A 3,595-nucleotide genomic window follows, 5' to 3' on the forward strand; every position below is an offset into this window, starting at 1 on the left:
GCCTTGTAGTTCTGCGTCAGCACGCGGTACTCGGCGATAGCTGCCTGCGGGAAGGGATTGCCCTGGCTGGTGTCCTGGCCACTGACGCCACCGCGCAGGATGTTGTTCTTGCGTCCGACGCCGTCGATGAAGACATTGACCGAGTCAATGTTTTGCGAGCCACCGCGCAGACGCGTATTGCCGCTGGCGTCGGTGTCGAAGCGCACGCCGGGAGCGAAGTCCRCTGCCGACAGGAAGTTGCGCGTGGCCTGCGGGATGGCCTCGATCATCTTGTTGGACACCGTGGTGCCGACCTGCGAATCAATGACGCCCTGGCGCTGCGCGCTGCCCTGGATCACCACTGTGCCGAGCTTGGCGTCCGTGCTGCCGAGGTCCAGCGTCGCGTTCTGGCCGACGGACAGCGTAACCACACTGCCGGTGGCAGCACCGGCCACCCGGACCTCGTAGTTGCCGGGGTTCAGGCCGACGAGTACATAGCTGCCGTCGGGCAGGGTCTTGGTCCGGTAGGTATTGCCGTTGGCCTTGTTGACGGCGACGACATCAGTGCCTGCCGGCGCCGTGGCGCCAGCCGCTGTGATGGTGCCGCGCACGGTGGCGCTGGCGCTCTGCGCCTGCGCGGGCAGGGCCGCCATCAGCAGCCCGCCGATCAGGCCGGCGGCGCAGAGATGGCGGGTGAGAAGTCTGGGTTTGGTGCGGGGGGTCGGGGTGCTCATGATGTCCTTGTCTCCTGTGTTGTGCTGTGGTTTGGACGGGATCAGGTCTTGGCGCTGCCGCACGACTGCCGCACAACGAGTTGCACCGGCATCACGGTGGCGCCGGCGTCGGTGGCGTTGCGCTCCAGGGTGTCGGCCAGCGCATCGAGTGCCTGGCCGCCCAGCGCGGCAATGGGCACGTGCATGGTCGTCAGCGCCGGGCTGACGTAGCGGGCGATGGGGATGTCGTCGAAGCCGGCAAGCGCGATGTCCTCGGGCAGGCGCACACCGCCGGCCTGCAGCGCACCCAGCAGGCCGATGGCCATGATGTCGTTGGCGGCGAAGACGGCATCGGGCCGCTGGCCCGCCGGCAGGGCCAGCAGCTCGGCCGCGGCGCGCTGGCCGCCTGTTTCGGAGAAGTCGCCCTCCAGCAGCCATGCCTCGGCACCCACGGCCAAGCCGGCACGGTAGCCGCGCTCGCGTTCGCGCGCCTCGAAGTTGGCCTGCGGGCCGCCGAGAAAAGCGATGCGTCGCCGGCCACTGCGCACCAGGTGCTCGGTCATCGCGCGCGCGCCGCCGAAGTTGTCGACGGCGAAGACCCGCTGGCTCGCGCCGCGCACGCCGGAGTTCAGCAGCACGGCCGGCAGGGCAGGCGGCAGGTTCTGCGACAGGAAATCGTCGTCGGCGTGCGGCGACATGACGATGAGGCCGTCAACGCGGCCGTTCATCGCGCGCAGCGCGGCCGCGGCCTCGTTGGCATCGTCGTGGGAGCTCGACAGCAGCAGATGCAGGCCGCGCGCCCGGGCGGCCTGGTCGATGCCGCGGATCAGCTCGGAGAAGAATTCGCCGTGCAGGTCAGGCAGCAGGGCGCCGATGGTGTCGGTGCGTCGCGTGATGAGGCTGCGCGCCGCCCCCGACGGCGAATAGCGCAATTCGCGGGCGACCTCGACGATGCGCTGGCGCGTGTGCGGCAGCACGTTCTCGGCGCCGTTGAGCGCGCGCGAAACGGTGGCGACCGACACACCGGCAACGCGGGCGACGTCCTTGATCGTGGCGGGGGTGACCGTCATCTTGTTGTCAGAGGTTGGCGCCGTGGGAAGCGATGACTTCAGCATAGAAGCGCGCGCTAGCCTTGGGGGTGCGCTGCTGTGTCTGAAAGTCCACATGCACGAGGCCGAAGCGCTTGGCAAAGCCGAGCGCCCATTCGAGGTTGTCGAACAGCGACCAGGCGCAGTAGCCGCGCACGTCGGCGCCCCTTTGAATAGCGTCCTGCACGGCGGCGATATGGGTGCGCAGATAGTGCACGCGCAGCGGATCGTCAACGCGGCCGTCAATGGCCACCGGCGGGTCGTAGAAGGCGGCGCCGTTCTCGGTCACATACAGCGGCAGGCCGCCGTAGCGCTCGTGCATCCACACGAGGGTGTCGKCCAGGCTCTGTGGGTGCAGCTCCCAGCCGGTCTCGGTGTAGATGCCGCCGGGCTGGCGCTGCGGCACCGCCGGCACCGGCCAGGCCTTGGGATCAAAGCGCACGACGGCGCGGGTGTAGTAGTTCAGGCCGAGGAAGTCGACGGGGACTTTGAGTGCCTCGACCTCGGCGGCCGGCCAGTCGGGCCAGGCTTCACCAAAGACCTCGCGCAACTCGGCAGGGTAGCTGCCGAGCAGGGCCGGGTCGAGGTATTGCCGATTCATGTAGGCGTCGGCGAGCCCGGCGGCGTGGCGGTCGTACTCGCTGGCGTCGGCCGGCAGCTGCTTGGGCTCGATGTTGACGACCAGGCCGATCCTGTTCTTTCCGGTCGCGCGGTAGGCCTGCACGCCCTTGGCGTGTGACTGCATCAGCCGGTGGGCGACGATGGCCGCCTCGAAGGCGCTCTTGTGACCGGGCGCCAGCGCACCATGCATGAAGCCGCCGTCGGCGACGACCCAGGGTTCGTTCAGCGTGACCCACATCGGCACGCGGTCGTCCAGCGCCTTGAAGCAGACCTGCGCGTAGTCGGCGAACCAATCGGGCATGTCGGGGTTGAGCCAGCCGCCACGGTCGTCCAGCGCCGCGGGCAGGTCCCAGTGGTGCAGCGTCACCATCGGCTGGATGCCAGCGGCCAGCAGTTCGTCGACCAGGCGTTCGTAAAAATCCAGGCCGGCCGCGTTCACGGCGCCACGGCCTTCGGGCAGCACGCGATTCCAGGCAATGCTGAAGCGATAGGCCGTGAGGCCGAGCTCGCGCATCAGCGCGACGTCGTCCTTCATGCGGCGGTAGTGGTCGCAGGCAATGTCGCCGGTATCGCCGCCGAGCACGCGGCCCGGCGTGCGCACGAAACGATGCCAGTTGCTGACGCCGGCGCCATCGGCCAGCGGCGAGCCTTCGATCTGATAGGCGGAAGTCGCACAGCCCCAGAGGAAGCCGGGCGGGAACGGTTGTCTCATCCGTGTGCCAACTCCGCTTGCGCGGGTCGGTCGTTGTGTCGTCATGTAAACGTTTACATGCATTCTTTCCGTGATTACTTGACGAGTCAACAGCGTGTTTACCCCGGAGCGTCGCGCTCGCACCTCAGACTCCGCCGCTTCGCCCGCCACCAGAAGCAGAGGCAAGGGATGGATCAAGCACAGATCGACGCCACGCTGGCCCAAGCCAGGGCCTATGCCGATGCCGGCAGCGCCGAGGCCGCGCTGGATGCAGCGCGCCGCGCCCACCACGCCGCGCTTGAACGGGGAAGCGTGGCCGCCCAGGCGGAAGCCACGCACTGCATTGCCAGCGTCGAGCTGCGCCTGCTGGGTCATTTCGCTGCGGCGCTGGAATCCGCACGCCAGGCGGCATTCCAGTTCCAGCAGGCCGAGATGCCCGAGGGCGAATGCCGCGCACTCGCCACCCAAGCCATGGCCGCTGCACGCCTGGGCTACTACGAAAC

General features: G+C 68.5%; 4 protein-coding genes. 1 reads left to right on the forward strand and 3 read right to left on the reverse strand.

Annotated elements, in window-relative coordinates; translation table 11 throughout:
* The 3 genes from AC1DU6_RS23730 to AC1DU6_RS23740 all read right to left on the reverse strand — a co-directional run.
* Positions 1-713, reverse strand: a 713-nt coding sequence (locus tag AC1DU6_RS23730) for a carboxypeptidase-like regulatory domain-containing protein (RefSeq protein ID WP_477860051.1), incomplete at its 3' end; no start/stop codon positions are given.
* Between the two features lie 41 nt (positions 714-754).
* Positions 755-1,762, reverse strand: a complete 1,008-nt coding sequence (locus tag AC1DU6_RS23735; RefSeq protein WP_477860053.1) for a LacI family DNA-binding transcriptional regulator — start codon at positions 1,760-1,762, stop codon at positions 755-757.
* Between the two features lie 7 nt (positions 1,763-1,769).
* Positions 1,770-3,113: a GH1 family beta-glucosidase gene (locus AC1DU6_RS23740; protein ID WP_477860055.1), complete on the reverse strand. Its 1,344-nt coding sequence runs from the start codon at positions 3,111-3,113 to the stop codon at positions 1,770-1,772.
* A 168-nt stretch (positions 3,114-3,281) separates the two neighbouring features.
* Between AC1DU6_RS23740 and AC1DU6_RS23745 the strand changes: the two genes are divergently transcribed.
* Positions 3,282-3,595: hypothetical protein (locus AC1DU6_RS23745; RefSeq protein WP_477860057.1), on the forward strand; the 314-nt coding region annotated here is incomplete at its 3' end.

It is taken from the genome of Roseateles sp. P5_B10, from assembly GCF_056400485.1.

What these genes read in the sequence shown, in the direction of transcription:
- AC1DU6_RS23735 (WP_477860053.1), bottom strand. Translation starts at nt 1,762, where the DNA reads ATGACGGTCACCCCCGCCACGATCAAGGACGTCGCCCGCGTTGCCGGT.